Source organism: Eikenella sp. HMSC071B05 (assembly GCF_001811325.1).
Taxonomy (GTDB): domain Bacteria; phylum Pseudomonadota; class Gammaproteobacteria; order Burkholderiales; family Neisseriaceae; genus Eikenella; species Eikenella corrodens.
Window position 1 is genome coordinate 115,509 of record NZ_KV804551.1, and the last position, 797, is coordinate 116,305.

At 55.8% G+C, this 797-nt stretch carries 2 pseudogenes; both read right to left on the reverse strand.

Annotated features, from left to right (window positions below):
* Positions 1 to 304: pseudogene (locus tag HMPREF2796_RS06720) on the reverse strand (hypothetical protein); the annotation flags it as partial.
* A gap of 223 nt (positions 305 to 527) precedes the next feature.
* Positions 528 to 797: pseudogene (locus tag HMPREF2796_RS11695) on the reverse strand (hypothetical protein); the annotation flags it as partial.

Genomic DNA, 797 nt, shown 5'->3' on the forward strand with positions numbered 1-797 from the left:
AAATCGCGCCCAAATCCACTTCCCGGGCTGTTTCGCCGCTTCCAGCCCGAGGGTTGCTGCCTTTGGTTAACACATAGATATAGCGCTCGCCCAACATGACGATGCTGTTGGGCGGCAGTTTTTGGCTGTCGGGCTTGACGCGGGCGAAGCCGACCACGGTGTCGTTTTCGGTGTGGGTTGAGGTTGAGACGGTGTAGTCTGGCGACGAATCATGATTTTCCCACAGTGCATAAGTGGCGCAGCCGTTGAGCAGCAGCAGGGCGGCGGTGAGGAAGAGGGGTTTCAACAGGGATTTTGCAAACATGGCTTGATCCTTTGCTTGAGTGGGTGTGTGGGCAACCTTGGATGGTTGGTGATGGATATTAACATTTGCTTGTGGGAAAGGCTACCTGAAAAGCGCTGGCGGGCAGCAGGTTGGATTTCAGGTAGCCTTATCTTTCTGCTGCAAATTTTCAGGTAGCCTGCTTGAAGGGGGCTACCTGAAAAAAGGAGGATTGCCATTGGGCACTCCTCCCTTGCTGCGTAGCTTAGAAGCCTGGTTTCATATCCTTGAGCGCAAAGACTGCGAACGGCAGGACGATGGGCAGGGTAACGATATCGACGGCTGCGGTAAACGGGGTAACGAGGGCGCGACCGACTGCGCCGGATACGTTGCTGCTTCTTTGGGTGACCGTGCTGCTGATGGTAACGGGTATCGGTGTTTCAAAACGGTAGTCGTCTTTCATACCGCTCGGGCGGGTGTAGCGCTGGCCGCAAACCCGGATTGTGCGGGCATAGCGGGATGCGCCTTTGCTGTC